This is a genomic window from Oribacterium sp. oral taxon 102 (assembly GCF_013394775.1).
Taxonomy (GTDB): Bacteria; Bacillota; Clostridia; order Lachnospirales; family Lachnospiraceae; genus Oribacterium.
This window is the reverse complement of record NZ_JABXYT010000001.1, coordinates 685636-710230: the sequence shown is the minus strand read 5'-3', so window position 1 is coordinate 710230 and position 24595 is coordinate 685636. Positions and strand designations below refer to the sequence as shown.

The window sequence follows — 24595 nt, the reverse complement described above, 5'->3', positions numbered from 1 at the left end:
ATGAAGATCTGCTCAGCTGAACCGTTATCCCAAAAATCGCAAGTATTCAGCTAAGCCATTCGCAATTCGCTGCTCTCTCTTATGATAACGTCTTTTCCGCGTCTTTACAAGGAAGGAAAATCCGTCTAAACTTTAGGCGAATGCCGCTGAAAAAGTCACGTGACGAAAGAGGAGGAAGTCATGACCGGAATCGAAGTGATCCTGACCGATATGCTGGAATGCCGTGAGGCGCGCGCTGCACGGCAGCGGCAGTTTCTCATGGAAACCGGCTGCCCCCTGCTGTCCTTTTCCATGAACATCCCGGGGCCGGTGAAAACCAACGCAGCGCTTCTCCGCGCCTTTCTCTCCGGAAGGGAGGCGCTCCGCACCGCGCTGCACGAGCAGGGCCTCCCGATCCGAAGGGAGGCGGAGCGTCATGAAAAGACCGGAGACGAGCTGCTCTACGCCGTCGATGCCGAACCCTCGGCTCTGAAGGCATTGTCCGTCCGAATCGAGGAGCATCATCCGCTCGGACGGCTCTTCGACATCGATGTGATCGATCGAAGCGGAAGGAAACTTTCCCGTCCCACACAGCGCCGTTGTCTGATCTGCGGCGGCCCGGCGCAGGACTGCGCGCACTCCCGCCGCCACAGCGTCGCGGAGATGCAGGAACGGATCGAAGCCCTGCTCCGGGACTTCCTCCGGGATTGACCTTCCATTACCCGACACCCGGGACTGCTGCGGAAATCCCCGCAGCAGCCCCGACGGCAGGAGAGTGCGCGTGCATACAGCTCTCCGATCTAAGGATGTAATCCGGTCTGTCTGCATTTTCCGCACCGGGTCCGTAGGAGCCGATCTCCTCGAAGCGCACGGTCGCGTGACATTCCGCCCTTCCCCAGTCGTCGAAGCCGCGCGGATGGATATGCCGTCCCAGCTCACAGTGCTCGAGGCGAAGCCGTGCATGCTCCCGCCACGGACGTCCGATATAGCAGGAGCGGTCCGGCACCGTCTCCGTACAGGTAAAGCGGCAGTTTCTCGCGACGAAGCCGGTCTCCTGTCCCTCGGGTGTAGAGGGCGCAAAAACGAAGCCCGGCTCCACGGAACGGAACTCGCAGTCATCGAAGTACGCCTCCGCGCCCCCGAAGATGAAGTCTACACCGCCCTCGATCCGGCAGCGCCGGAAGCGGAAGACCCGGGGCGTCCGCGGCAGAAACTGCTTCGGTCCGAGGAAGCCGTCCTTTTCCCGCTCCCGCTCCGGCAGCGGCGCCAGAAAGAGCGTATCCTGATGCCCCCGCAGGATACAGTCCTCCAGCACGATCCCGTCTCCGTCCAGATAGAGGGCGATCGCCTGTCCCGCCTCTATGCCCCGCCCCGCTGTATTCTCGATCCGACAGTGACGGAAGGTCAGATTTTCTCCGTCCGCCAGCACTGTATAGCTCCGGAAGGTATGATAGGGTCTCCCGTCCGGATGCGGCAGGTACGCAGACAGGGCTCCGGTATACTGCATCCCCTCGATAATTCTGTTTCTCTCTGAAATCACAATCTGCGGCATAGGCAGTCCCTTTCCGTTTCCCACCGCGCTTTTCTGCGCTGTCTTCGTACAAGCTTCTTTTCCTTACTGTATAAGTCCCCTGTCAAGCGGACGAACGCGAGGCAAGCTTGCTTGCACGGGCATTCGGACATTTGACAGGACAACAGGTGCATGTGCGTTTAGACTTCTTTCCTGCTGCATTTCAGCCCCGCTGCGGTCTTTCCGCCAATGTCAGAATTCTGCAGCTCTTTTCCGGCGTCACGCTGTCTGCGGCCATGCCTATGCGCAGCCTCTTTCTCCCTGTTTTCCGTCTTCAGAATGAAATACCGGCTATAGCAATGCACTTGCTCACCTCGCTATAGCACCCACTTCACTATAGCGCCTACCTCACTATAGCACCTCTGTATTTGCCCGGCAACTTCATTTTCCTTTGAAAAATCCTGCCGGAACCTCATCATGGAGAGCGAGCTCTCCGGTCTTCCCCGCAGGATGGCAGCCGTTCAGCTAAACAGGATGCGCTTTCACGACTGGTTTTCCGGCAGGAAATAATGTAGAATAAAGGATAAATTAATGTTGACGAAGCAAGGGCGCTCTCGTTTCGTCGCGAAAGTTGCACTCCAGCAGTATGTGAGTCATGAATAAATCAGCGCTTCTTTCATTGATGAGGCGTCAGCCAGTATGGAGGATACAATGCAGACCATTTTAGTTTGTGACGACGATAAGCAGATCGTGGAGGCGATCTCCATTTATCTCACCGGCGAGGGCTTCCGTGTGCTGAAGGCCTACGACGGCTACGATGCGCTGGACATTCTGGAAAAAAGCAAGGCAGATCTCCTCATTCTGGATGTAATGATGCCGGGACTCGACGGGATCCGCACCACGCTGAAGATCCGGGAGCAGAGCTCCGTGCCGATCATCATTCTCTCCGCGAAGGGAGAGGACAATGACAAGATCCTCGGGCTCAATATCGGCGCCGACGACTATATCACGAAGCCCTTCAACCCACTCGAGCTCGTGGCGCGCGTGAAGTCTCAGCTCCGCCGCTATACCCAGCTCGGGAATATCGGGGAGGCGCGGGACAGCGAGCATATCTTCCGAAACGGCGGGCTCGTCATCAATGACGACACCAAGGAGGTCACCGTAGACGGAGAGCTCGTGAAGCTCACCCCGATCGAATACAACATTCTCCTGCTGCTCGTGAAAAATGCCGGCAAGGTCTTCTCCATCGACGAGATCTATACCTCGATCTGGAACGAGCAGGCGATCGGCGCCGACAATACGGTCGCCGTACATATCCGGCATATCCGGGAGAAGATCGAAATCAATCCGCGCGAGCCGCGCTATCTGAAGGTCGTCTGGGGCGTCGGCTACAAAATCGAGAAGCAGGGCAGCGAAGAGGGCAAATAAATGAAAAAAATCCTTGCCGCCTCTCTCCACACGCTTGCGCTCCTGCTCCTGCTCCTTAGCCTGATCCTGCTGCATTTCTCCTCGGAGGGCAGCCTGCTCTCCGTCCTGCGGCAGCCGGATTACTTCCGCTCCGACAGCTTCGAAAGCGAATTCTCCGAAGCCGTGAGCGATATTTTCGATTATATCGATCTTCGGGCGCTCTTCGAGAAGAACGGGGCATTGAACCTGAATCAGGTCGTCGCGCAGGCAGAGGAACGAGGGACTCCCGTCTCCTATACGCTGAACTACCTGATCCGGTACGCCCGCTCCATGGGCTATTACCTGAATGCCAAAAACGAGATCCAGCTGGATGAGCGAAGCGCGACCATCAGCCCGATGGAGGACGAGAAGGAGCATCCGATCCGCATCACCTTCCGCGCCTATATGCCGGACTATAAGCCCCTGAGCCCCGCGGACGGACTGAGCAGCCTCGGGAAGCTCGCACAGGAGACGCTCGGCTATCTTGCGAAATACTATGCCGCCCGCGCCGAATTCTTCGATCAGGACAGCAATCTGAAATTCTCCGTCCGCTATACCTCCGGAGAGAAGTCCATGCTCTACACCAACGCTGCGGATATGACGGAAGCGGAGATCTGCGCCCTCGGGAGCTTCCTGTCGACGGACTCCGACAGTCTCGCTGTCCGCAGCAATCTCCGTACCGCCCCTGCCAACATTCCCCCGCTTTTACAAGCGCGGAACCCCTATGCAGACGGCAGCTATACGATGGCGGTCGGCGTCAATCGGACGCTTCCGGCAGCGGACGCCTTTTCCGATGCCGCGCAGCGCTATGAAAGCAGCCGTATCCTCTCCGCGGCCGGTCTTTTCCTCCTGCTCGGCTCTCTCCTCCTCGCGGGGGGCAGCTATGTCTGGCTGCTTCTGCTGACCGGAAAATCTGCGGAGCGGAAGGGCATCGTGCTCTATCCGGCAGACCATGCGCCGCTGGAGCTCCTCCTCCTGCTCTTCCTGCTCTGGTTTCTCTGGACGAATCGTCTCGCGCCGGTCTTTCTCGATTCTCTGGTGCTCGTGATCGGGGAGCTTCGCGATACAGACTTCTGGATCGCGCTTTTCCGCTTCCTCTTCTGCTACCTGCTCTTCGTACCGCTCAGCCTCTCCCTCGTCCGGGCTTACAAGGCGCGGACGCTCTGGAAGGCTTCGCTGCTGCGCCGGCTCTCTGAGCTGGTACGCTGCTATACCGAAAGCGCGGCGCAGACCGCCCCGCGCTTCTACAGCCTCCTGCTCTTTGTCCTGCCGAACCTGCTGGGTATCCTGCTCTTCCTTCTGCTCTTCCTCCACTTCCTGCAGAACCGGAGCCTCCGCGCGTTCTTCACCGCTCTCGCACTGCTGTGCATTCTGGCGCTGATCGACTTCTACAGCTGGCGCATCACCGCGGGGCTGAGCGAGGCAGTCGGCAGGCAGGTAAGGGCGGAGCGGCTCCGGACGGATCTGATCACCAATGTCTCGCATGATCTGAAAACGCCGCTCACTTCGATTCTCAACTATGTCGAGCTCCTGAAGCGGGAGGAGCTCGACAATCCTCGTGCGCAGGAATATCTGGAAATCCTCGAGCAGAAGTCCGGACGGCTGAAAACCCTGACCGAGGATCTCGTGGAGGCGAGCAAGGCGAGCTCCGGCAGCATTACCATGAATTTCACGGAGCTCGACTACGGAGAGATGATACAGCAGGCGCTGGGCGAATTCGAGGATAAGCTCTCCGCCGCGAAGCTCACCATCGTAGAAACGCTCCCGCCGGAGCCGCTGATGATCGTTTCCGACGGACGGCATCTCTGGAGAATCATCGAAAATCTGCTGAACAACTGCTGCAAGTACGCGCTCCGAGGCAGCCGTGTCTATGTCGATGTTTATCGCGACGAGGACTGCGCGGTCTGCACCATCAAGAACATCTCTGCATCACCGCTCAATATCACGCCGGAGGAGCTTACGGAGCGATTCGTCCGCGGCGATGTCAGCCGGAGCACGGAGGGCTCCGGACTCGGGCTCTCCATCGCGAAGAGTCTGAGCAGCCTGATGAAGGGCGAGCTCCGGATCGAGATCGACGGCGACCTCTACAAGGCATCTGTCCGTCTGCCTCTGTCCGTGGAATCCTGAAGAAGGGGAGGTATATTCGTTTGATTTTATCCCTATGCAGTAATCCCCCTGTGCGGAAGCACAGCGCATGCCGCAGCAGTCTGCGCGCCGCTTCACAGCTTCGCCGCTTTCGTGCTGCGGGCAGATATCACTTCCTTGCGCTCCTGCTCGTGCTCCTGCTGCTCCTGCTCCCGTCTCCCGCAGGCACAGTCTTCGGAGAGACACTCTGGCCGGAGCCGGACGGCGACGTACAGGCGGAGGGCGCGTTGCTGATGGATGCGGATTCCGGCACCGTGCTCTACCAGAAAAACGAGCACGAGCACTATTTCCCCGCCTCCATCACGAAGGTGCTGACTGCCGTCATCGTACTGGAAAAAACAGAAAATCTCGACGAAATGGTGGAATTCTCTGCAGATGCCACAGGGAAGAATCTCGAGCCGAACTCCACTGTCATTGCTGCCTCGGCAGGCGATCAGCTCTCCGTGCGTGACTGCCTCTACTGCCTGCTGCTGCATTCGGCAAACGACTGCGCCAATGCGCTCGCGGAGCATGTCGCCGGCTCCAATGAGGCCTTCGCCGAACTGATGAATCAGAAGGCGGCGGAGCTGGGCTGTACGGATTCTCATTTCCGGAATCCCTCCGGTCTGAATGATCCGGAGCATTATACCAGCGCCCACGATATGGCGCTCATTCTGCAGTACGCCATCCGAAATCCGGTTTTCCGGCAGATCGACGCAGTGCAGGCATACACCCATGCACCGATCAGCCGTTACCCCGATCCCGCGTCTCCTGAGAATACCGTCTACGCACACCACCGCATGATGCGGAAGAGCTACCGCGACTACTATGAGGGCGTCTTCGCCGGAAAAACCGGCTACACCACCCTCGCCGGCAATACGCTGCTCACCGCAGCGGAGCGGGACGGTATGACGCTGATCGCCGTGATCCTGAATGGGCACAATACCCAATACAGCGATACCAGAAGGCTCTTCGACTTCGGCTTCGAGCATTTCCACTCCCTGTCCGCAGCAGAGCAGGATCAGAGCTATACCGCGCTCTCCGACAACTTCCGCATTCAGGGCATCTCCATGGTGGATATGCTGCAGTTCCGGATGGATAGTGCGCAACGTGTCACGCTCCCGAAGGAGCAGGAGCTGCGCGACGCCCAGTCCATTCTCAGCTATTCGCTCAGTGAAGCCGAGCGGAAGAACCAGACCATTGCCCGCGTAGACTACAGCTTCGCCGGACGAGCGGTCGGAAAAGCATACATCCGCCTCGTCGATGAGCGTGCTGTGCGGGAGCAGCAGGCGAGGGATGCCGAGATTCTTTCGCAGAAGGTGCTGGAAACCGTGCCGGAGCGGATCTCTGTGCAGGAGACGCCGCTGCCGACCGTCGCGGGACAGCTCACGCCGGAAAGCAGCGAAAACCGCGCCCCGATCATCCTCGACCGGGAAAGCGGCAGCATCCGCATCCAAAAGCCGATCCTGCGGCTCCTCCAAATCCTGGCGCTGCTCGCTGCGGCTGTGCTCCTCATCATGGGCATCCTCTATCTGATGCAGCGCCGGGAGGAATTCCTCCGGAAGCGCCGCCGGAGGCGGATGCTGAAGCATACGAGAGATCTGACGCGGGCGCAGAAGGCGCGGCGCGACCTGATGCTCGGCAAGAAGAAAAGCGGAAGAGCCCGAAGAAGATGAGCGATCGGAGCTAAGTTTCCTTAATACCTCAGTTCCGCGAGGCAGAGTCCCTTCGCCGGGACAGTCTGTCCGGCGGCTCTCCGGTCTCGCGCCGAGAGGATCTCCGGCATCTCCTCCGGGCATCGTCTGCCTCGCCCTACCTCCAGAAGCGTCCCGACAAGGATACGGATCATGTGGTAGAGGAAGCCGCTGCCGCTGATCCGGAAGACGAGCTCCCCCGCCTGTCCGGGCGCGCTCTCCTCCTCGATCCGGATCGCATAGATCGTCCGTACCGCATCCCCTCCATGCCGGAAGACCTGCGAGTCCGGATTCACGAAGCTTCGGAAATCATGCTCCCCCTCAAGGTATGCCGCTGCCCGCCGCATCGCTGCGAGGTCGAGCGGAAAGGAAAAAGCATAGCAGTAAAGCCGCCGCTCCGGAAGCGGGATCCTGCTTCGGTCGATCCGATAGAGATAATGCTTCTCATGCGGGGTAAAGCGGGGATGAAAGTGCTCCGGCACCTCCTCCCCCGACAGCACCCGGATATCCTCCGGGAGATAGCGGTTCAGCGCCATCGGGAAACGCAGCGCAGGGATGGAGGAGGCCGTGTCGAAGCAGGCGACATTCCCCAGCGCATGGACGCCGGAATCAGTTCGGCTCGCCCCGACGACCTCGGGGCGCTCCTCGGGCAGCAGCATAGAAAGCGCGCGATTCAGCTCCCCCTCTATGCTGCGCCGCCCCTCCTGTCTCTGCCAGCCCTGATAGTTCGTGCCGTCATAGCTGACGACCAGCTTGATTCTCCGCAAGCTTCCTCCTCTCTCACTCTCAAAAGTCTCCCCCCTCCGGGACGTCCTTTCCTTTTCTCGCCTTCGCCGCCGAACAGATAGCTTTACCCGAATTTTCAACTGCAAATGGAGATGCAGCTTTCCTTGCCTTCGCTGCCGCCGGACACATCGCTTCCTGCTCTTTCAGGGAGGCTCTGCGTCTGTCCCTCTACGGCAGCGGCAGGAAGCGTATGCCGATGCAGCACAGGAGATAGAGAGCAAGCAGCAGGTAGGCATTCCTGTCTCTTCGCTCATAGCGGAGCGGCTTCAGCTTCGTCCTGCCCTCGCCGCCGTGATAGCAGCGTGCCTCCATCGCCATCGCGAGCTCCGAAGCGCGGCGGAAGGCGCTGATAAACAGCGGCACCAGAATCGGCACCAGCGCACGCGCGCGCCGGAGGAGGCCTCCGCTCTCGAAGTCCGCCCCTCTCGCCTGCTGCGCCTTCATGATCTTGTCGGTCTCCTCGATCAGGATCGGAATGAAGCGAAGCGCAATCGACATCATCATCGCGATCTCATGCACCGGAACATGCAGAAGCCGCAGAAAGCCCAGTCCCTTCTCCAGCCCGTCCGTCAGCTGATTGGGCGTCGTGGTCAGCGTCATGATAGAGCTTCCTATAACGAGCAGAATCAGACGAAGCGCCATCATAATGGCGATCCGAAGCCCCTCCCGGCTTATCTTCAGGATTCCCAGCTGCACCAGCACGGTTCCCGGCGTCAGGAAGAGGTTGAAGCTCACGGACAGCAGCAGGATGAAGAGGATTCCCCTGAGCCCCCTCGTAAGGAAGCGAACCGGCACCCTCGAAAGGCGGATCAGGAGACAAAGCACCAGCGCCGCGAAGGCATACCCGCTCCAGCTCTGCATCAGAAAGAGGGATAGCAGGTAGAGCAGCGTGGCAAGCAGCTTCACACGCGGATCCAGCCGATGCAGCACCGAGTCCACCGGATAATACTGCCCTATCGTCACCTCTCGGAGCATGGCTCACCCTCCTTTCCCTTCCTTGATTCGCTGTCCCCGCCGTTGTCTCTGTCAGGCAGCAGCGCACCGCCGGCTCTTCGGTACAGCGAAAGGATCGCCTCCGCAGCCTCCTCCACGGTATCGGGCCTTGATTCGAAGCGAATGCCCGCCTCCTTCAGCTCCTGCACGAGATAGGTCATCTGCGGCGCGCCGAGTCCCATCGTCTCCAGCTCCCGGTATCGCCGAAAGACCTCCTCCGGCGTCCCCGACATCCGAAGCTCCCCCTGATCGAGCACGAGCACCTGCTCCGCATAGCGTGCTACGTCGTCCATGGAGTGGGATATCAGAAGGATCGTCATCCCCTCCTGCCGGTGAAGAGATTCGATCTGCCGGAACATATCCTCCCTGCCGGCGGGATCCAAGCCCGCCGTCGGCTCATCCAGAATCAGGATCTCCGGCTTCATCGCGAGTACGCCCGCGATCGCCGCGCGACGCTTCTCGCCGCCGGAAAGCTCAAAGGGTGACTTCTGCCAGAGCTCCTCCGGAAGCCCTACCATTCTGAGCGCCTCCTCCGCCCGTTCCTTCGCCGCCGCCTCCGAAAAGCCCTGATTCTTCGGCCCGAACATAACATCCCGAAGGACGTCGATTTCGAAAAGCTGGTATTCCGGATACTGGAAAACCAGCCCCACCTTGAAGCGGAGCTCCTTCATCGGGAAATCCTTCGCATAGATATCCGAAAAGCCGGAAGCGCCTGCAGGAATCGGCTCCCGGAACCGCACGAGTATCCTGCCCTCCGTCCCCCTGAGCAGCCCGTTCAGATGCTGTACCAGCGTAGACTTACCGGAGCCGGTATGCCCGATGATCGCCGTGATCGAGCCGCGCTGGACGGAGAAGCTGAGCTGCCGGAGCGCATGGCTCTCCATCGCAGTCCCCTGCTGGTAGACCTGCGACAGTCCCTCCACCCGGAGGATCGGGTCGGTGATTTCCTCATGCTTCGGTGCCCGCTTCACGAAGTCCGGCTCGAACTCTGTCTGCTTCGGGAGAAGCCCCCGAAGTGCATCCACCAGCTCCTCCCGTGTCAGAACCGGTACTGTCAGCGGCATCCCCGATCTGTGCAGCCGCCACGCAAGCTCCGTCACCGCCGGTACGTCCATCCGATAAGCCTTCAGCCGCTGCACCTCCGAGAAGATTTGCCGCGGACTGCCATCCATCACGAGATGCCCGTTATCCATCACAAGGAGACGATCCGCGCGAACCGTCTCCTCCATATAATGTGTGATCAGGATAATCGTGATCCCCGCCGTGCGATTCAGCTCCTCTACCGTACGAATCACCTCCGCCCTGCCGCTGGGATCCAGCATCGCGGTCGGCTCATCCAGCACGATGCAGCGCGGGAGCATGGCCATCGTCCCCGCGATCGCTACCCGCTGCTTCTGCCCGCCGGAGAGCCGGTTCGGACTTTTCAGACGGTACGCGCCCATCTTCACCGCCTCCAGCGCACGATTCACCCTCTCCCAAAGCTCTGCGGTCGGCACACCGATATTCTCCGGCCCGAAGGCGACATCCTCCTCCACTACAGCACCGATGATCTGATTGTCCGGATTCTGGAATACCATGCCAGTTTCTCTGCGGATGTCCCAGAGCTGATCCTCCCGCCTCGTGTCCATCCCGCCGACGAAGACCGTTCCCTCAGTCGGCAGATTCAGCCCGTTCAGAAGCTTCGCGAGTGTGGATTTCCCGGAACCGTTATGTCCCAGCACGCAGACGAAGCTTCCCTCCTCGATCTGAAGATTCAGATCCGAGAGCGCCCGGTTCTGCTCCGCGACCTTATCGTTTTCATCCAGCCGTATGTAGTCATAGGCGAGATGCAGAATATCTATGATTTTCAAATTTTACCTCTTTTCAGATTTTTGAATCCCTGAAAGTATAGCCTGAAAAGCAGCAAAAAACAAGGAAGCAATCGCCCTGCGCCTGCTTCCTCCCCTGTAAAAGCATAAAAGCCCGAAGAACCCGAGGCTCACTCCCCGGGTTCTTCTCCTTCCCTAGTGTATCCACCTGCCGTTCCCATCGAGACGGAAGCCGCTGACCTCCGTATTCCTCGCCATCCGTCCGTCCTCATAGAAGTAATAGTACTGTTCGACACCGCTGCTGTCCTTGACCGATACCCAGCCGGTTCGCATCGCGCCGTTCTGATCGAAATAGTAGTAGTCGTTTCCGATCCGTCCGAAGGTGTTCTGGAACATGACCGCCTCGCTGTCACCCTTCGCGGTATTGAAATAATACCAGACATTGTTGATCTGCTGCCAGCCGGTCTTGGCATAGCCGATACCCGGATCGAGATAGAACCAGTTCCCGTAGGAACTCTTGTACCAGCCGGTTTCCATCTGCCCCTGGCTGTTGAAATGATACCACCTGTCCTTCCAGCTCAGCCAGCTGTCGCGGAGGAGCTGCTGATTCGGATAACGGAAATACCAGCCGCCGCTGCTCTGGAACCAGCCGACCGTTCCTGTCCCATTGGGCACAGAAGTGCCGCTGCCCGCATTGCCGGACGTATTGCCGCTGATCTGCGTCGTCCCGTACTTCCCGTCTCCGTTGGAGCGGTTATCGGAACGGATCGTCTGGTAATCCGACTCTGCCGTATCCGACTTCTTTCCGTACTTCTTCTGCTCCTCGGTGTAGGGGATCGTCACAACCGTGAAGCGGTAGTCGCCCTCTTCCGTCATCCACGGATAGAGATTCAGAGAGCGCGCGTCCGTCGTAATCGTCACAAGCCGCCTCGTATCCCGGTACAGGCTTACCTCATAATAACCGGAGCCGTTCGAGGGCGCATCCCATGCAGCGTAGCCGAGGCTGCCCGCAGACCAGCTCAGATTCTCCGCCATGTCGTAGTCTCCCTTGACAGCGGGCAGGGTGAGCAGCAGCTCCATGTCATAGTAGCCGTTTCGCTTCACGCTGAGCAGGCTCCCGTTCACAATGCGGACATTCGAGCTTCCGTAGGAGCCGCTGAAACGGTAAACAACCTCGTCGCCGCCGGATTTCTGTTTCGTCCGCGCCTCCAGATAGACCCGAACCTTCGCGGTATCGCCGACCCGCATCTCGGTCCGCATATTATTGTCGTACCACTGTACGCTGTCCACAAAATACTTCTCGGAATCTCCTACCTCGAAGTCGCCCTCCGAAAGGCTCGGCCAGGGGTCTCCCGCCTCCAGCTCCTTGAAGCTGTCGCTCAGGCGAAGCTTCACCCCGGTAATCGTGCTGTAGCTGTCCCTGGCAAAGGTCTGCACCGAAAAAAGCAGGCTAAGGAATATCGCTGTAACTATCGCCGCCCTGTATGCTTTGCTTCTCATAATCCGCCCCCAATCTGCCGTACTGCCTTTAGTATAATAATTCCCAGAGATCCGCGCAAGACAGCAGCGCTTACATTTCCTTTACGAAAGAGAGGAGAGAGCCGTATGACTCTCTCCTCTCCTTCGCAACTTTATCTGAATTCTGTAGTGCAGAGTGTTCGAAGCCCTGCACTGCCTGTTCCGTAGCGCCATGCTCCGCGTCCGCCCGATCCGGGGATCAGACAAGCTCGAGGAGAACCTCCATCGCTGCATCGCCCTTTCTGAGGCCGACCTTCACGATTCTGGTATAGCCGCCCTTACGCTCCGCGTACTTCGGACCATACTCCTCGAAGAGCTTCTTTGCAAGGTCTATCTTCTTCGTATTCCTCTTTCTGCCGGAATTCTCCGCAGGAACAGAGGTCGGAACATAGGTCATCGCGAGAATCTGACGACGTGCGGCAAGCCGTGAGGGCTTATCCTTTTTGATTGTCTTCTCTACCTCGTCGTAAACCGTGACCTTTTTGCCGTCTACGACCTCCTTGACACGCTTGCCCTCCGCATCCTTACGGGCAACCTTCGCCTTGACGGTAACCTCTTCGAAGTTGTCCCTCTCTCTTGCGCCGAGTGCGATCAGCTTCTCAACCTGCTTGCGGACTTCCTTCGCTCTCGCCTCGGTCGTGAAGATCCTGCCATGCTCCAAAACTGCGGTCGTCAGAGCGCGAAGCATCGCCTTTCTCTGAGAACTTGTTCTGCCTAACTTTCTGTACTTTGCCATTTTTGATTTCCTCCACCGTGCTTTTCAGTCTTACCGGTTTCCTTACTCTTCCCCATTGGAAAGCGCCAAATTTAATTCCTTCAGCTTCGCCAGAACCTCCTCCAGAGACTTCCGGCCAAGATTTCTCACCTTCATCATGTCCTCCGGGGTCTTCGAGCAAAGCTCCTGAACTGTATTGATTCCCGCTCGCTTCAAGCAGTTATAGGAACGGACGCTCAGCTCCAGCTCATCGATATTCATCTCCAGTACCTTGCCCTTTTCATCGTCCGGCTTCTCCACCATGACCTCCGCCACGGCAGCGTTGTCGGAAAGATTGACGAAGAGAGAAAGGTGCTCGTGCAGCAGCCTCGCCGCCATCGAAACCGCATCGTCCGGCATCATTGTCCCGTTGGTAAAGACGTCGAGCGTCAGCTTATCGTAATCGGTCATATTCCCGACTCGGGTATTCTGGATCGACATATTCACACGCTCGACCGGCGTGTAGCCCGCGTCGATCGCGAGCACGCCCGCCTCGGACTGCTTTGCCCTGTCTGCGCCTACATAGCCTCTTCCCTTGGTGATATGAAGCTCCATATAGAGCTTCGCATCCTTTCCGGAAAGGGTAGCGATCGGAAGCTCCGGATTCATGATCTCGATCTCGGAATCCGCCTTGATATCCGAAGCAAGCACTGTACCCTCTCCGGAAAAATCGATATACGCTACCTTCGGCTCGTCGGAGGCAGCGGAGTTCTTAATCGCCAGACTCTTCAGGCGCATGATGATCTCCGAAACCTCCTCCTTCACACCGGGAAGCTCCGAGAACTCATGGTATACGCCGTCGATCTTCACAGCTGAGACAGCCGCACCAGGAAGAGAGGAAAGCATGATTCTGCGAAGAGAATTCCCGAGCGTATTGCCATAGCCCCTTTCCAGCGGCTCACAGACAAATCTCCCGAACCTTCCATCCCCTGAGATTTCACTGATCTCAATGTTTGGCTTTTCAAAATCGAACATGCAATGCCTCCTTCATACGGGGTTCATTACTTAGAATACAGCTCGACGATCAGCATCTCGTTTACAGGCACATCGATATCCTCTCTGTGCGGGAGCTGCTTCACGGTAGCCGTCATCTTCTCCTGATCGGCCTCCAGCCATGCCGGAATCATCCTGCCGTTTGTTACCTCAAGGATGTCCTTGTATCTCTGTGCGGTCTTCATCGACTCCTTGATCGCGATGACATCGCCGGCAGAAACGAGGTAGGACGGGATGTTCACGATCTTACCATTCACAGTAACGTGTCTGTGTCCGACCACCTGTCTCGCCTCTCTTCTCGTACGGGCAAGTCCCATACGGAAGATCACACTATCCAGACGGGACTCCAGAAGAACCATCAGGTTCTCACCAGTCTGTCCACTCATCCTCTCTGCCTTCGCATAGTAGTTCCGGAACGGCTTCTCCAATACGCCGTAGATGAACTTCGCCTTCTGCTTCTCGCGAAGCTGCAGGCCGTACTCAGACATCTTTCTTCTCTGGTTTCTCGGCTGTCTGTTGGACTTCTTATCTACGCCTAAAAATACCGGATCAAGTCCCAGTGATCTGCATCTTTTAAGTACAGGAACCTTATCTACTGCCATAATTTCCTCCTAATATCATATTGTTTCATGTGATACGCCCTTTACGCGCTTCGCTTCCTCGGGCTGAGCTCTCGCTCCGTGCTTATACTCTTCTACGCTTCGGCGGACGGCATCCATTGTGCGGTACCGGCGTTACGTCCTTAATGGAGGTAACCTCGAGTCCGCCTGCCTGAAGTGCGCGGATCGCAGCCTCTCTTCCGGAGCCCGGACCCTTGACCATTACATCCACATACTTCAGCCCATGTACCAAAGCCGCCTTCACAGCAGTCTCAGCAGCCATCTGTGCTGCATATGGAGTAGATTTTCTTGAACCTCTAAAACCAAGACCACCGGCACTTGCCCATGAAAGAGCGTTGCCCTGTGCATCCGTCAATGTAACGATCGTATTATTGAAGGATGACTGGATATGTGCCTGTCCACGTTCAACGTTTTTCTTTACGCGCTTTTTTGTCACTCTCTTAGCAGTTGACTTATTCGCCATATTAAACTAACCTACTTTCCTTTTCTGTCTTCCTGTGTTTAAAACATGAAGCCCACTATAGTTACTTCTTCCCGATATCTCCGTCCCGGAATTACTTCTTCTTGTTTGCGACGGTCTTTCTCGGGCCCTTGCGTGTTCTTGCATTGGTCTTCGTCTTCTGTCCTCTTACCGGAAGTCCTCTTCTGTGACGAATTCCTCTGTAGCAGCCGATCTCCTGCAGTCTCTTGATATTCAGCGCGATCTCTCTTCTGAGGTCGCCCTCTACCATCTGATTGTCTGCGATGTAGTTGGCAAGCGCCTTCACCTCATCATCTGTGAGATCCTTGACACGAGTATCCGGGTTTACGTTGGTTGCCGTGAGAATCTTGTCCGCAGAGGATCGTCCGATACCGTAAATGTATGTAAGACCGATCTCGATGCGCTTCTCTCTCGGTAAATCGACACCTGCAATACGAGCCATTTCTGTTTCCTCCTGTTAAAAATTAACCTTGTCTCTGCTTATGCTTAGGGTTTTCGCAGATAATTCTGATAGAACCTTTCCGCTTAATGACCTTGCACTTTTCGCAGATCGGCTTTACTGATGATCTTACCTTCATAGTAAATTTCCTTTCTAAATACGAATTCGAACAAAGTTGCCGTATAATTTTAACAAAACCGGCAGGTAAAGTAAACCTGTCGATTTTTTAATATTGTTTTTTTTAAAGTACAATTTATTTATCTCTCCAGATGATCCTTCCCTTGGACAAATCATACGGAGAAAGCTCGATCGTGACCTTGTCTCCCGGGAGGATTCGGATGTAGTTCATACGAAGCTTCCCGGAAATGTGGGCGAGCACCTGATGCCCGTTCTCGAGCTCCACCTGAAACATCGCATTCGGAAGCTTCTCGATCACCTTCCCTGTGATCTCAATTACATCTGTCTTTGACATTCGATTACTCCTTCTATCTAACCAGGCTCAGAATCTCCGGCCCGTTCTCTGTGATCAAAATGGTGTTTTCATAATGACAGGAAAGCTTTCCGTCGATCGTCACGACAGTCCAGTCGTTATCCAGCACTCTGACCTCCTTCGAGCCGACGGTAATCATAGGCTCGACCGCGAGCGTCATGCCTGCCTGCAGCAGCGGCCCCTTCCGCCTCATCGGGAAATTCGGCACATCCGGATCCATGTGCACCTCGTGCCCGATGCCGTGTCCGATATAATCCTCGAGCACGCCGTAGCCTAGGCTGTAGGCATAGTTTCCGATGGCGCTGCAGATGTCGTTCAAATGATTGCCCGGAACCGCGTTCCTCGCTCCCTCCCAGAAGGACTGCTCGCATGCCGCGATCAGCTTCTCTGCCTCCGAAGAGATCCTGCCGACCCCCCAGGTTCTCGCTGCGTCGCTGTGATAGCCCTTGTAGCAGGTACCAATATCGAAGGATACGATATCCCCCTCCTCGAGGATACGATGCTTATCCGGAATCCCGTGAATGACCTCCTCATTCACAGAAATGCAGCACGCTGCCGGAAAATCGTAGAGGTGAAGGAAACTCGGCGTACAGCCCAGCTTCCGGATGAGCCCCTCCGCGTAATCGTTCAACTCCTTCGTGCTGCGGCCCGGTGCGACTCTCTCTCCGACCCTCTCATGCACCTCCGAGAGCACCTTCCCCGCCTCTCTCATCAGCTCGATCTCACGCTTTGACTTGATTTCTATCATTATAATACTGTCCTTTCACATACGGTAAGGACTCACTTAAGTGGTTCTTGCCGGCTCCGCTACCCCAGAACCTCGACGATGTCCTGAAAAACCTTTTCCAGCTCCTGTGTCCCGTCGAACTCTCTGAGTATATTCTCCCCGCGGTAATACCGGATCAGAGGCTCTGTCTGTCTATGGTAAACATCCAGCCGCTCCTGTACCGTCTCCGGCTTATCGTCCGCACGAATCATCAGCTCTGCGCCGCATCTGTCGCAAATGTTCTCCATAACCGGCGCGGCATAGACGACATGATAGGTATTCCCGCATTTCGGACAGGCGCGTCTCCCGCTCATCCGCTCCACGATATTTGCGTCCGGCACCTCGATGTCGAGCGCATAGTCCACCTTCTCGCCGCGTTCCTCCAGCGCTCTGGTCAGACTCTCCGCCTGCGGGATCGTACGCGGGAAGCCGTCCAGTACATAACCGGCCGCGCAGTCCGGCTCCGAGATCCGGTCGAGAAGCATTCCGATCGTCACATCATCCGGAACGAGCTCTCCTCTGTCCATGTAGCTCTTCGCCTTTTTCCCAAGCTCCGTTCCGCTCTTGATATTTTGGCGGAAGATATCTCCGGTAGAAATATGCGGAATCCCGTACTTGTCCGCGATCTTGATCGCCTGCGTCCCCTTGCCGGCGCCCGGCGCCCCCAACATGATAATTTTCATCTCCGCTCTCCCTGATATGTCCCATGAAAGCAGGCTTTCCCTGTCCGTTCCGGCACAACGCCGCCTGCCTGAACCGTTACCCAGAATCACATACAGCCTCCTAAGCATGGCACTTAGGAGGCTTACTTATCAATTCTCCAGGAATCCCTTGTAGTTTCTCACGATCATCTGCGAGTCGATCGACTTCAGCGTCTCGATCACGACGCCGACGATAATCAGGAGAGAGGTTCCCATGAAGGAAATCCTTCCCACATTGAAAACGCCGGAAACGATGATCGGCACCAGCGCGATGATCAGGAGTCCCGTCGCTCCGATGAAGATGATATAGGTAAGAATCCCGTCCAGATAATCGCTGGTCGGCTTACCGGGGCGAATGCCGGGGATGAAGCCGCCCTGCTTCTTCATATTGTTCGCAACCTCCAAAGGATTGAAGGAGATCGAGGTGTAGAAGTAGGCGAAGAAGTAGAGAAGCAGAATATAAATCAGAAGTCCGATCGAATAGATCGGCGCATCCGGCTTGCACCAGCTTCCGGAATTCAGCGTCAAAAGAATCTTGCCTGCTACCGTGCCGTAGTCCACCTTCAGGATCTGCCCGATGATTACCGGCATCGTCAGAAGCGAGGATGCGAAGATCACCGGCATAACATTCGCGGTATTGACCTTCAAGGGGATCTGCGACTGCTGGCCGCCGACCAGCCCTCTGCCCTGCACCCGGCGGGAATACTGCACCGGGATCCGGCGCTCCGCCGCCTGCAATACGACGGTGAAGCCTACCAGCACGAGCAGAACGGCAACGATCAGGATCGCGTAAACCACCATTGCCGCCACGCTCTTCCCCATCAGGAAGCGCTCATAGAGCGTCATGAAGTCCTGCGGGATGGAGGAGAGAATATTGAAGAGCAGCACCAGCGAGATTCCATTTCCGATGCCCTTGTCCGTGATCTGCTCGCCGATCCACATCAGGAGGGCGGAGCCTGCCGTCATCGCAACCACGCAGATCATGATATCCGCAAGCTTACGGATCACACCCGCCTCCGCGAAGCCGATCAAGAGCCCGTTTCCCCCGAAGCCGACAGCCATCGCCAGCGACTCTATAAGCGCCAGCCCGATGGTCATCCACCTGGTGTACATCGTCATCTTTTTCCTGCCCTCTTCCCCGTCCTTCTGCATTTCCTCCAGTGCAGGGATAGCAACAGTCAGAAGCTGAATGATAATGGAGGAGGTAATATAGGGGGTGATCGAAAGCGCAAAGATCGAAAGCTGCTCAAACGAGCCTCCCGTCATGGTATTGAACCAGCCGAAGGCATCGTTGTTTGCCATCTTATTAAATAAATCTCCAAAATATCCCGAGTTTACACCCGGGATAGGAAGATTGGATCCAAACCGAATTACTACTAACATCAGGAGGACATAGAGGAAGCGGCCTCTCAGATCCTTAACCTTGAATGCATTTCGTATCGTTTGAAGCATTAGATCACCTCGCAGGTTCCGCCGACAGCCTCGATCTTCTCCTTTGCACTTGCCGAGAACGCGTTGACCTTTACGTTGAGCTTCTTGGTGAGCTCGCCGTTGCCGAGAATCTTCACGCCGTCGTTAACCTTCTTGATCACATTCTTCTCCAGAAGAGAGAGCAGCGTTACGTCTTCGCCGTCATTGAAGCGCGCCTCGAGAACGGAAAGGTTGATGCCTGTGATCACCTTGGAGTTGGGATCCGTGAAGCCCCTCTTCGGAATGCGCCGGAACAGAGGCATCTGGCCGCCCTCAAAGCCGGGTCTCGGTGCTCCGGAACGAGCCTTCTGTCCCTTATGTCCTTTACCAGCGGTCTTGCCGTTTCCCGAACCATGTCCACGGCCACGTCTGAAGTTCTTGGACTGCTTCGAACCATCAGCCGGTCTTAAATTAGCTAACTCCATTGTATGCCTCCTTAGATTTCTTCAACTTTTACAAGGTGGTTGACTCTCTGAATCATACCCTTGGTGGCCCCGTTATTGGGGAGCTCTACAAACTGCCGGATCTTCTTGAGCCCGAGCGCCTGCACTGTTGCTCTCTGCTTAGGGATAGCGGCGATTGGAGACTTCACTAATGTAATCTTTAACTTATCTGCCATTTCATTACCTCCCTGTATTAACCTGTGATCTCTGCGACGGACTTACCGCGCAGAGCCGCGAACTGCGCCGGGGTCTTCATCGAGGTGAGCCCCTGAAGCGTCGCATAGACCACGTTGGTCTTATTGTTGGAGCCCAGAGACTTGGTACGGATGTTGCGGATGCCTGCCAGCTCGCAGACCATACGCGCAGGACCGCCGGCGATGATGCCGGTTCCTTCCGGAGCCTTCTTCAGAAGGACGGTGGAAGCGCCGAACTTGCCGATGAAGTCATGCGGCACGGAACGCTCTTCATTTACCGGAATCGTAATGATATTTCTGATCGCCGCTTCCTTCGCCTTGCGGATCGCCTCCGGAACCTCCAGCGCCTTGCCGGTGCCGCAGCCCACATGTCCGTTGCCGTCACCCACTACGACAAGCGCAGAGAAACGCATGGTGCGTCCGCCCTTCACGGTCTTGGAGACACGCTTGATGGAAACGACATTGTCGTTTAATTCTAACTGATTTGCATCAATTTTATCACGCTTCATTGTCTTTACTCCTCCCGATTAGAACTTAAGCCCAGCTTCTCTGGCAGCATCCGCCAGTGCCTGAACCTTACCGTGGTACAGGAATCCGCCTCTGTCAAAGCAGACCTGTGTGATTCCCTTGGCCAGAGCCTTCTCGGCGATTGCCTTGCCGACATACTGCGCTGCTTCAACGTTGTTCGTCTTCGCAAGCCCGGCATCCTTATCAAGAGTGGAAGCTGCGCAAAGCGTATTGCCAGCCACATCATCGATGATCTGTGCATACATATGCTTATCAGACCGAAAAACCGCAAGACGTGGTCTCTCTGGAGTGCCAGCGAAACGGTTTCTGAGTCTCATATGCTTTTTACGACGAAGTTCAGCTTTGTTTTTCTTGCTAACCATTCTACTTTTCCTCCTGTATTACTTCTTACCGGTCTTACCAACCTTACGGCGGATCACTTCATCAGCATACTTGATGCCCTTGCCCTTATACGGCTCCGGTGTTCTCTTGCCTCTGATCTCCGCAGCGTACTGCCCGACCTTCTCCTTGGAGATACCTCTGACAAAAATGATATTCTGCCCCTCAAGGACGGTCTCGAGTCCCTCCGGATCCTCCATGGTGACCGGATGAGAATAGCCGAGGGTCAGGGTCAGGGTCTTGCCCTGCTTCGCCGCTCTGTAGCCGACGCCGTTGACCTCCAGCTTCTTCTCGAAGCCCTCCGTAACGCCCACCACCATATTGTGGAGCAGCGCTCTGGTCAGGCCGTGAAGGGACTTCTCCTTCTTATTATCATTCGGTCTCGTAACGACAATCTCACCATTCTCCTGTGTAAGGGTCAGCTCCGGTGCGAAGCTTCTCTCCAGCGTACCCTTCGGCCCCTTTACGGTAACCGTATTGCCGTCCTTGATCTCAACAGTGACACCTGCCGGGATCACAACCGGTAATTTTCCGATTCGTGACATAATATGTCTCCTCTCTTAAATTGTCAGTATAAAACTGTTTTCAGAATCAGCTGCTTACCAGACGAAAGCGAGAACCTCTCCGCCCACGCCGAGCTTCCTTGCCTGCTTATCTGTCATCACGCCCTGATTGGTGGATACGATCGCAATGCCGAGTCCGCCCAGTACACGAGGCATATTCTCCTTGCCGGCATAGACACGGAGACCCGGCTTGGAAATTTTCTTGATTCCGCCGATGATCTTTTCGTTCTTGGATGCGCCATACTTCAGGCTGAGCTTGATGTCCTGGAACTTGCCGTTCTCCACCAGCTCGCACTTCTCAACATAGCCCTCATCCACGAGAATATTGGCGATGGCAAGCTTCATCTTCGATGCGGGAATACATACTGTGTCATGCTTTGCAGTGTTCGCGTTACGAATTCTCGTAAGCATATCTGCGATTGGATCACTCATACTCATGATTACGGATATCCTTTCTTTGCTAAAATAGTTTATTACAACGAAATGCCACTCAGACCGGTTACGGCAGAGCGACATTCACATTATAAACAATTTATCCGGATTTTCAACCCGGTCTGGCGTATCTTCAAAAAAATTCAGTATTTTTTTCAATACAATCCAGAAATTGTCGCCCTTCACGATATTCCGCTCTGTGAAACATCGCAAAGGGCTCTGCCCTGCCTCGCGGCAGGGACCTCTCATCGAGGTGCGCTTTGTTACTTTCCCACGCTCCGCAATTTTCCTGATGGAAAACCCGGCATGATCGTCTCCCCCGGGACTCGCACTTGCCTTTCGGAAGGCTGCGTGCGATCCGGCTCTGCCGGACACTTTTCTTCGAAAAGTGGTCATGTACATTCCGCAATTTTCCTGATGGAAAATTGCTGCATTCTTACCAGCTTGCTTTTCTTACGCCGGGGATCTCTCCCTTATATGCCAGCTCACGGAAGCAAACACGGCAGATGCCATACTTACGAAGAACGGAGTGAGGTCTTCCGCAGATCTTGCATCTGGTATACTCTCTCACAGAGAACTTAGAGGGTCTCTGCTGCTTTAACTTCATTGATAACTTTGCCATATCTTCTCCTCCGATTACTTCGCAAACGGCATATTGAACAGCGTGAGAAGCTCTCTCGCCTCCTCGTCCGTCTTTGCGGTCGTGACGAAGATGACGTCCATACCTCTTACCTTATCCACCTTATCGAACTCGATCTCCGGGAAAATGATCTGCTCCTTGAGTCCGAGCGCGTAGTTCCCTCTGCCGTCGAAGGCGTTGGGATTCACACCGCGGAAGTCTCTGACGCGGGGAAGTGCAAGGTTGATGAGTCTGTCCGCAAACTCATACATTCTCTCGCCTCGAAGCGTCACCTTACAGCCGATCGCCTGTCCCTCTCTGATCTTGAAGTTCGCCACAGACTTCTTCGCCTTGGTGGTCACCGCATGCTGGCCGGTAATGATCTCCAGATCTCTGACCGCACTGTCGAGAACCTTGGAATTTTCCTTAGCTTCTCCGACGCCCATGTTGATCACGATCTTCTCCAGCTTCGGAATTTCGTTTACATTCTTGTAACCGAACTTCTTCTTCATAGCTTCCTTGATCTCACTGTTATACTGCTCTTTTAATCTCGCCATGTGAAATTCCTCCTTTCTCTCAGTCGATAACCTTGCCGGACTTCTTCGCCACTCTGACCTTCTTGCCATCGCGGAGCTCGAAGCCGATTCTGGTTGCCTGCCCGTCTACCACCAGCATCACATTGGACGCGTCGATCGACGCCTCTTTGTGAAGGATCCCGCCCTGCGCGTTCGTCTGGTTCGGCTTCTGGTGCTTAGTTACCATGTTGCAGCCCTCAACGACTACTCTGTTTGTCTTCGGGTCGAAGGAAAGAACCTTGCCCTGCTTGCCGCTGTCCTTTCCGGCAATGATCTTGACGATATCATCCTTCTTGATTCTACGCATCTCCGTCCCTCCTTATAATACTTCCGGAGCCAGAGAAACGATCTTCATATAGCCATGATCTCTCAGCTCTCTGGCAACTGGTCCAAAGATACGGGTTCCCTTTGGAGTGCCATCTTCCTTCAGGATAACAGCCGCATTCTCATCGAAGCGAATGTAGCTGCCATCCTTTCTGCGGATGTCGTCAACCGTTCTCACCACGACTGCCTTTACGACATCTCCCTTCTTCACCTGTCCGCCCGGAGTAGCATCCTTTACAGAAGCCACAATGATATCTCCGACAGCGGCATATCTTCTGGTAGAGCCGCCCATAACACGGATGCAGAGAAGTTCTCTTGCGCCTGTGTTATCAGCAACCTTAAGTCTTGTTTCCTGCTGAATCATTTCATGCTCCTTCCCTGCTCCTCTTATCTAGCCTTTTCGATGACCTGAACAAGTCTCCATCTCTTGGTCTTAGACAGCGGTCTGGTAGCCATCACCTTGACGGTGTCGCCCTCTCCAGCCTCATTGTTCTCATCGTGTGCGTAAATCTTCACGGTACGCTTCACAATCTTACCAATCAGCGGGTGCTTCACGTGATCTTCGATAGCGATTACGATGGTCTTATCCATCTTTGCACTTACGACCTTACCGATACGGGTCTTTCTAAGATTTCTCTCCATTATTTCGCTCTCCCCCCTCACGCGTTCTTCTTCTCAGTGATAACTGTCTGAATCCGGGCGATGTTCTTGCGAACCTCGGTGATCCTGGCGGTATTGTCCAACTGATTGGTCGCATTCTGGAATCTCAGATTGAAAAGCTCCTTCTTCGCAGAGACCAGCTCCTCATTGAGCTGCTCAGCAGTCTTTGCCTTAAGCTCCTCTAAATAGGTATTCTTCTTCATTAGTTGTCACCGCCTTCCAGATCAGCCTTTGCAACGACCTTGCAGTTGCACGGAAGCTTGTGAGATGCAAGTCTCAGTGCCTCTCTTGCCTGCTCCTCGGACACGCCAGCGATCTCGAACAGAACTCTGCCTGGCTTCACTACAGCTACCCAGTATTCTACGGCGCCCTTTCCGGATCCCATTCTGACGCCGAGCGGCTTCGCAGAAATCGGCTTGTCCGGGAAGATATCGATCCATACCTGACCGCCACGCTTGATATATCTGGTGAGCGCAACTCTGGCTGCCTCGATCTGATTGGAACGGATCCAGCATGGCTCCATCGCTACGATACCGAACTCGCCGTGAGAGACTCTGTTGCCTCTCGTCGCCTTGCCGGTCATTCTTCCACGCATCTGCTTACGGAACTTCGTTCTCTTTGGCATTAACATAGTTATTTCTCGCTCCCTTCCTTATTTTTCTTGGCAGGAAGTACCTCTCCCTTGTAAATCCAAACCTTCACGCCGAGCTTGCCGTAGGTTGTATCTGCCTCAGCGAAGCCGTAGTCGATATCTGCCCTCAAGGTCTGGAGAGGAATTGTACCCTCACTGTAGAACTCGCGTCTCGCGATATCCGCACCGCCGAGACGTCCGCCCACTGCCGCCTTGATGCCGAGCGCACCGGACTTCATCGTCCTCTGCATTGCCTGCTTTAATGCACGGCGGAAGGATGTACGGTTCTCAAGAGACTGCGCAATGGACTCTGCAACGAGCTGCGCGTCGCGATCCGGTCTCTTGATCTCCTTAATGTCAATGAAAACGTTCTTGGAGGTAAGCTTCTGCACTTCCTTCCTTACCTTCTCGATCTCCGCGCCGCCCTTGCCGATGACAAAGCCCGGCTTCGCGGTGTATATGATGACGCGAACCTTGTCGTTCGCCGCTCTCTCGAGCTCGATCTTGGAAACGTTAGCGGAATAAAGCCTCTTCTTGAGGTATTTTCTGATGTTGTGATCCTCAACGAGGGTATCTCCAAAAGTCTTCTTATCGGCATACCACTTGGAGCTCCAGTCTTTAATGACGCCGACTCTCATGCCATGCGGATTAACTTTCTGTCCCATTCAATGCCTCC

33 protein-coding genes are annotated in these 24595 nt (G+C 55.5%); 4 read left to right on the top strand and 29 right to left on the bottom strand.

Annotated features, from left to right (window positions below):
- Positions 1-180: 180 nt before the first annotated feature.
- Complete coding sequence (citX, locus tag HW273_RS03330) at positions 181-690, top strand: citrate lyase holo-[acyl-carrier protein] synthase (RefSeq protein ID WP_179010429.1); 510 nt, start codon at positions 181-183, stop codon at positions 688-690.
- A 7-nt stretch (positions 691-697) separates the two neighbouring features.
- On the opposite strand, the gene HW273_RS03325 is transcribed toward citX, so the two are convergent.
- Complete coding sequence (locus HW273_RS03325) at positions 698-1531, bottom strand: pectinesterase family protein (RefSeq protein ID WP_179010428.1); 834 nt, start codon at positions 1529-1531, stop codon at positions 698-700.
- Between the two features lie 669 nt (positions 1532-2200).
- On the opposite strand from HW273_RS03325, the gene HW273_RS03320 reads away from it, so the two are divergent.
- The 3 genes from HW273_RS03320 to HW273_RS03310 are packed head-to-tail and all read left to right on the top strand — an operon-like array spanning position 2201 to position 6735.
- Positions 2201-2917, top strand: coding sequence for a response regulator transcription factor (locus tag HW273_RS03320; RefSeq protein ID WP_179010427.1), 717 nt, complete (start codon positions 2201-2203; stop codon positions 2915-2917).
- A complete protein-coding gene (locus tag HW273_RS03315; RefSeq protein WP_179010426.1) occupies positions 2918-5062 on the top strand; it encodes a sensor histidine kinase in 2145 nt (714 codons plus the stop codon).
- 20 nt (positions 5063-5082) lie between these two features.
- On the top strand, positions 5083-6735 hold the full coding sequence (locus HW273_RS03310) for a D-alanyl-D-alanine carboxypeptidase family protein (RefSeq protein ID WP_243206734.1): 1653 nt from the start codon (positions 5083-5085) through the stop codon (positions 6733-6735).
- Between the two features lie 20 nt (positions 6736-6755).
- Here the strand turns inward: HW273_RS03310 and truA are convergent, their stop codons facing one another.
- From truA to rpsC, 28 genes are all read right to left on the bottom strand, one after another.
- Complete coding sequence (gene truA / locus HW273_RS03305; RefSeq protein ID WP_179010425.1) at positions 6756-7520, bottom strand: tRNA pseudouridine(38-40) synthase TruA; 765 nt, start codon at positions 7518-7520, stop codon at positions 6756-6758.
- Between the two features lie 187 nt (positions 7521-7707).
- Positions 7708-8514 carry an energy-coupling factor transporter transmembrane component T family protein gene (locus tag HW273_RS03300; RefSeq protein ID WP_179010424.1) on the bottom strand — a complete coding sequence of 269 codons (807 nt, stop codon included), beginning with the start codon at positions 8512-8514 and terminating at the stop codon, positions 7708-7710.
- The gene (locus tag HW273_RS03295) at positions 8499-10382 is read right to left on the bottom strand and encodes an energy-coupling factor transporter ATPase (RefSeq protein ID WP_179010423.1); all 1884 of its coding nucleotides are present in this window, start codon (positions 10380-10382) and stop codon (positions 8499-8501) included. The genes HW273_RS03300 and HW273_RS03295 overlap by 16 nt, the downstream gene beginning before the upstream one ends.
- A gap of 153 nt (positions 10383-10535) precedes the next feature.
- Positions 10536-11840, bottom strand: coding sequence for an N-acetylmuramoyl-L-alanine amidase family protein (locus HW273_RS03290; RefSeq protein WP_179010422.1), 1305 nt, complete (start codon positions 11838-11840; stop codon positions 10536-10538).
- 217 nt (positions 11841-12057) lie between these two features.
- Entirely contained in the window at positions 12058-12594 is a 537-nt protein-coding gene (locus HW273_RS03285; RefSeq protein ID WP_179010421.1) for a bL17 family ribosomal protein, read from the bottom strand.
- Positions 12595-12636: 42 nt separating this feature from the next.
- Positions 12637-13587, bottom strand: a complete 951-nt coding sequence (locus tag HW273_RS03280) for a DNA-directed RNA polymerase subunit alpha (RefSeq protein ID WP_179010420.1) — start codon at positions 13585-13587, stop codon at positions 12637-12639.
- 26 nt (positions 13588-13613) lie between these two features.
- Complete coding sequence (rpsD, locus tag HW273_RS03275; RefSeq protein WP_179010419.1) at positions 13614-14207, bottom strand: 30S ribosomal protein S4; 594 nt, start codon at positions 14205-14207, stop codon at positions 13614-13616.
- Between the two features lie 82 nt (positions 14208-14289).
- A complete protein-coding gene (rpsK, locus tag HW273_RS03270; protein ID WP_179010418.1) occupies positions 14290-14688 on the bottom strand; it encodes a 30S ribosomal protein S11 in 399 nt (132 codons plus the stop codon).
- A gap of 91 nt (positions 14689-14779) precedes the next feature.
- Positions 14780-15148 carry a 30S ribosomal protein S13 gene (rpsM, locus tag HW273_RS03265; protein WP_179010417.1) on the bottom strand — a complete coding sequence of 123 codons (369 nt, stop codon included), beginning with the start codon at positions 15146-15148 and terminating at the stop codon, positions 14780-14782.
- Positions 15149-15170: 22 nt separating this feature from the next.
- Positions 15171-15284, bottom strand: coding sequence for a 50S ribosomal protein L36 (gene rpmJ, locus HW273_RS03260; RefSeq protein ID WP_003022746.1), 114 nt, complete (start codon positions 15282-15284; stop codon positions 15171-15173).
- 114 nt (positions 15285-15398) lie between these two features.
- Positions 15399-15617, bottom strand: a complete 219-nt coding sequence (gene infA / locus HW273_RS03255; RefSeq protein WP_179010416.1) for a translation initiation factor IF-1 — start codon at positions 15615-15617, stop codon at positions 15399-15401.
- Between the two features lie 13 nt (positions 15618-15630).
- The gene (gene map / locus HW273_RS03250) at positions 15631-16383 is read right to left on the bottom strand and encodes a type I methionyl aminopeptidase (protein WP_179010415.1); all 753 of its coding nucleotides are present in this window, start codon (positions 16381-16383) and stop codon (positions 15631-15633) included.
- Positions 16384-16442: 59 nt separating this feature from the next.
- The gene (locus HW273_RS03245) at positions 16443-17084 is read right to left on the bottom strand and encodes an adenylate kinase (protein WP_179010414.1); all 642 of its coding nucleotides are present in this window, start codon (positions 17082-17084) and stop codon (positions 16443-16445) included.
- Between the two features lie 129 nt (positions 17085-17213).
- On the bottom strand, positions 17214-18554 hold the full coding sequence (gene secY, locus HW273_RS03240) for a preprotein translocase subunit SecY (protein WP_179010413.1): 1341 nt from the start codon (positions 18552-18554) through the stop codon (positions 17214-17216).
- Entirely contained in the window at positions 18554-18997 is a 444-nt protein-coding gene (gene rplO, locus HW273_RS03235; RefSeq protein ID WP_179010412.1) for a 50S ribosomal protein L15, read from the bottom strand. Before rplO ends, secY begins: the two co-directional genes overlap by 1 nt.
- Positions 18998-19008: 11 nt before the next feature.
- Positions 19009-19191, bottom strand: a complete 183-nt coding sequence (gene rpmD / locus HW273_RS03230; RefSeq protein WP_179010411.1) for a 50S ribosomal protein L30 — start codon at positions 19189-19191, stop codon at positions 19009-19011.
- Between the two features lie 17 nt (positions 19192-19208).
- Positions 19209-19718, bottom strand: coding sequence for a 30S ribosomal protein S5 (rpsE, locus tag HW273_RS03225; protein WP_179010410.1), 510 nt, complete (start codon positions 19716-19718; stop codon positions 19209-19211).
- A gap of 18 nt (positions 19719-19736) precedes the next feature.
- On the bottom strand, positions 19737-20099 hold the full coding sequence (rplR, locus tag HW273_RS03220) for a 50S ribosomal protein L18 (RefSeq protein WP_179010409.1): 363 nt from the start codon (positions 20097-20099) through the stop codon (positions 19737-19739).
- A gap of 18 nt (positions 20100-20117) precedes the next feature.
- A complete protein-coding gene (gene rplF / locus HW273_RS03215; protein ID WP_179010408.1) occupies positions 20118-20660 on the bottom strand; it encodes a 50S ribosomal protein L6 in 543 nt (180 codons plus the stop codon).
- A 54-nt stretch (positions 20661-20714) separates the two neighbouring features.
- On the bottom strand, positions 20715-21116 hold the full coding sequence (rpsH, locus tag HW273_RS03210) for a 30S ribosomal protein S8 (protein WP_179010407.1): 402 nt from the start codon (positions 21114-21116) through the stop codon (positions 20715-20717).
- A gap of 430 nt (positions 21117-21546) precedes the next feature.
- A complete protein-coding gene (locus HW273_RS03205; protein WP_179010406.1) occupies positions 21547-21732 on the bottom strand; it encodes a type Z 30S ribosomal protein S14 in 186 nt (61 codons plus the stop codon).
- A 14-nt stretch (positions 21733-21746) separates the two neighbouring features.
- The gene (gene rplE / locus HW273_RS03200; protein ID WP_179010405.1) at positions 21747-22286 is read right to left on the bottom strand and encodes a 50S ribosomal protein L5; all 540 of its coding nucleotides are present in this window, start codon (positions 22284-22286) and stop codon (positions 21747-21749) included.
- Between the two features lie 19 nt (positions 22287-22305).
- Positions 22306-22611, bottom strand: coding sequence for a 50S ribosomal protein L24 (gene rplX, locus HW273_RS03195; protein ID WP_179010404.1), 306 nt, complete (start codon positions 22609-22611; stop codon positions 22306-22308).
- 12 nt (positions 22612-22623) lie between these two features.
- Positions 22624-22992: a 50S ribosomal protein L14 gene (gene rplN / locus HW273_RS03190; RefSeq protein WP_179010403.1), complete on the bottom strand. Its 369-nt coding sequence runs from the start codon at positions 22990-22992 to the stop codon at positions 22624-22626.
- Between the two features lie 23 nt (positions 22993-23015).
- Positions 23016-23270, bottom strand: a complete 255-nt coding sequence (rpsQ, locus tag HW273_RS03185) for a 30S ribosomal protein S17 (protein ID WP_179010402.1) — start codon at positions 23268-23270, stop codon at positions 23016-23018.
- A 17-nt stretch (positions 23271-23287) separates the two neighbouring features.
- Positions 23288-23491: a 50S ribosomal protein L29 gene (gene rpmC / locus HW273_RS03180; RefSeq protein ID WP_179010401.1), complete on the bottom strand. Its 204-nt coding sequence runs from the start codon at positions 23489-23491 to the stop codon at positions 23288-23290.
- Complete coding sequence (rplP, locus tag HW273_RS03175) at positions 23491-23919, bottom strand: 50S ribosomal protein L16 (RefSeq protein ID WP_179010400.1); 429 nt, start codon at positions 23917-23919, stop codon at positions 23491-23493. The genes rpmC and rplP overlap by 1 nt, the downstream gene beginning before the upstream one ends.
- 2 nt (positions 23920-23921) lie before the next feature.
- Positions 23922-24584, bottom strand: a complete 663-nt coding sequence (rpsC, locus tag HW273_RS03170) for a 30S ribosomal protein S3 (RefSeq protein ID WP_179010399.1) — start codon at positions 24582-24584, stop codon at positions 23922-23924.
- Positions 24585-24595: the final 11 nt, after the last annotated feature.